Genomic DNA, 3,294 nt, shown 5'->3' on the forward strand with positions numbered 1-3,294 from the left:
ACTTCTACCATAATGCTCTAAGTCTTTAACACTTGGTGAGATACAAAACAGTCCCGAACAACAATTGCCACTCGGGAATGTTAAATTCTCTGCTCGTAATTTCCAAGCAAAATAGATGGCTCCCCGTATAAACATTAGACATAACACTATCTCTGAGTATTATACATATAAAGAGGTGCTATACAACCGAAAATACAGGAATAATACGCTAATCAGAGATATAGTTTTAGTGGTATTATTGCCGGACCAGAAGAGACTCGAACTTGTATTTAACAGCCTTATGGCTTCAGGGGAGTACAAAAATTAGGAAAAAATGAGTAACTTTTTACACAGGCAGGTTGTACAAATGTCCCACTCTTTAAGCAACAAAAGAATCGAAAGAATTATCCCCCGTTATTCAATGCTTGAAATGCCTCATCATCCATTGCTGTTAAAGTCATCATTGCATCAGCCAACTTGGGTGAACAGATTTTTTTTAGTGCATATGAAGAAATCTGAATCAACAGCAAGTCGCCTGAATCAGAAACAATGTTCTTTGCTTTTGTAATAAACTCGGGGCCAACCACAATTAATATTCTTCCCTGAAAAGTAGGATGGCCTTTCCATATCCATTCCCGTAACTTATCTTCCCTATCCTTTAGAGTTGGAAATACTGAAAAACAATTCCTTACAATTCTATCCTGAGTAAAGACTGCCAGATTATTAGTAGAATCAAAAATACCAGATATTTCACTTGGTTCAACACCTAAATGTTGAGCCACCCTATCGACTGAAACTTCTTCTCTCATTCTTCTCAAAGCAATTGATTCACAATCTCTAGGAACTAAAGATATCATTAAACTGTATGAAAATAATATCCCTAACATAAAAACTAAGACACAAATATTTTTCTTCATTTTATCCTCCCCCTTATGCTTTATAAAGCATATATAATAAATATACCATATATACCCATAATATCAAATAGACCTAAAAGAAATAAGACCTCTGCAAACTATTATTTTACAGCGGCTTAAATATAAAAACTCCCCGTGCAAATATTACTTATAACTATATCTCTGATTACCTAACTATGCAAATGCATACTATATAAGAGAATATACAAGATTATGTGTCTATTTAGAGATATTTTTATAGTGGTATTATCGGCTGCCCAGAAGAGGCTCGAATCTTTTATTTAATCAGATTATGCCTTCAGAGGGGTGCAAAAATTAGACGAATCAGCGAGCATAGTTAAAGAAGCCAAGACATTATTCAACAGATAATGCTGATCAATTCTTATTGAATTAATCAGGTCTATCACTTTTCTATCTCGGAAAAACAGCTAATATTTCTACAACATTTTATTACACCCTCAAGATGTTCTTTCGTTCCTACCTTATATGTTACGAACCTATTTACTAAATTACCTCCTTCTTTTACCATTACCATAGCATGCAAATCACCCTCTATAATTTTCTCAAGCCGATTATCCTTTACATCATGAGTTAATTTACCATTTTTAAGTTCTGCTGTACCAATATATTCTCCTTTTTGATTGTTCTTTCTGTCCCAACGGTAAAAATTTACTTTTATAGAATTTTTAAAATCAACTACATCTACTGATTTACCTTCATTAAATTGAATTAAATTTTCTTCAGCATAGACTCTTCTTACATTGTAGCTATTAATAATTAATACAACCAAACTACATAATACAAAACTGGTTGAAACTCCTTCTTTCATTCTAAGAGCTCCCTTCTTTTGTTCTATCGGCACCATAAAAATAATCCGTAACATCCACTTGAATAGTCGTTCCTGTTATACTGTCAATAAGAAATCCCATATCTGGCATAAAAAATATATCATCTCGATAAATTTCTATATAATCAGATCCAAAATAATTAGGAGAAAAATCATCATCCATAGGCTCAATCAGTATCCAATCTCTAAGATTATCACTAATCTCCCCGTCTCCTATAAATGCTGCGTTGAAAGCATGTCCAGGTGATACTGCAAAGTAAAGAGGAATTCCATAACTTATAGGCGTAATGACATATCCTGCCCCGTATTCCTCAAATACTTCTTGGTCAGCAAAAAATTCCTTATCATATCCGTTAAAATTTATTACCGCTTGGACAGCATATTGGACACATAACCAAGCTCTATCTTTTGCAATATAATTTCTTTCATCTACAAAATCTCCCTTCAAAACTAGCTCGACATATTTTAATCTTTCGTCTTTATTAGCAAGCTTCCCCCACCATTCTAATTCGGATGGTATATTTGTATTTAGTATGGCTGCTATTTCTAGCTTGGAGAACTCCCTGTCTTTCACATATAACTCCCCATCAATTTCATCAAACATATGATCTTCTAAAAATCCTACATCATTGAATACTTCTCCTAAATAATACAGAGCTAAGGCACAGCTTATAGAATATGCATCCGTTAAGACAATCTCTCTCAAACTTTTTTTATCCATATAACCCATATGGACTATATCTATCGTGGGATCTATTCCGCTTTCTCCTTCTAACTGTTCAGCTAATCCCTGAATTATCCCTGCCCCTATATCCTGCAAATCAGCATCTTCACTTTTTAGAAGACTATTCACCGTAGGAATAAAAGAAGCATTGCCTATCATTGTTAGCACATCTTCCGCCCTTTTTCTAACTCTAAAATCCTTCAAAGCTTCTATCAGCGGCTCTACTGCAGGTTCTCCTAATTGTCCTAATATTAATATTGCAGACTCCATCCTGTTGTTTTCATTTCCTAAAGCATCTATCAATACCGCTATCACATCTTCATAAGAGGCATCATCTCCAGATAATCCTAATATACTCATCATGCCTAATGGCCCTATCTCCATCAATGCTTTAGCTGCCATCTTTTTAACTATTGGACTCTCATCACTTAAAGCTTCTACTAAAGGACCTACGGCAGGTTCTCCTATATCCCCCAGTATGCTTACTGCTCTATTTTTTATTCGAACATTTTCATTACCTAAGGCTTCTATTAGAGAATCTATTGCCGATTCTCCTATATGTACTAATGCCTCAATTGATGCTACCACAACCCAAATATTCTCGTCATCCAAGGCTTCTATTAAAAGATCTACTGCGCGAAAATCGCCTATATCTCCCAATGCTTTGGCTGCCCCTTCCCTGACCTGATGATCTTCATCGCTTAAGGCTTCTATTAAAGAATCTACGGCAGGTTCTCCTATATCTCCCAATGCTTTGGCTGCCCCTTCCCTGACCTGATGATCTTCATCGCTTAAAGCTTCTATTAAAGGATCTACGGCAGGTTCTC

General features: G+C 35.3%; 3 protein-coding genes. All 3 read right to left on the minus strand.

Features of this window, described 5'->3' with window-relative positions:
• Positions 1-383: 383 nt before the first annotated feature.
• Positions 384-896: a hypothetical protein gene (locus P9X27_05795; protein MDP8253891.1), complete on the minus strand. Its 513-nt coding sequence runs from the start codon at positions 894-896 to the stop codon at positions 384-386.
• 403 nt (positions 897-1,299) lie between these two features.
• Positions 1,300-1,725 (minus strand): hypothetical protein, encoded by a 426-nt coding sequence (locus P9X27_05800; protein MDP8253892.1) that lies wholly within the window; start codon positions 1,723-1,725, stop codon positions 1,300-1,302.
• A 1-nt stretch (position 1,726) separates the two neighbouring features.
• Positions 1,727-3,294 (minus strand): HEAT repeat domain-containing protein (locus tag P9X27_05805; protein ID MDP8253893.1); only part of this gene is annotated, 1,568 nt, incomplete at its 5' end.

The sequence above is a fragment of the Candidatus Kaelpia aquatica genome, assembly GCA_030765335.1.
Lineage (GTDB): Bacteria > Omnitrophota > Gorgyraeia > Kaelpiales > Kaelpiaceae > Kaelpia > Kaelpia aquatica.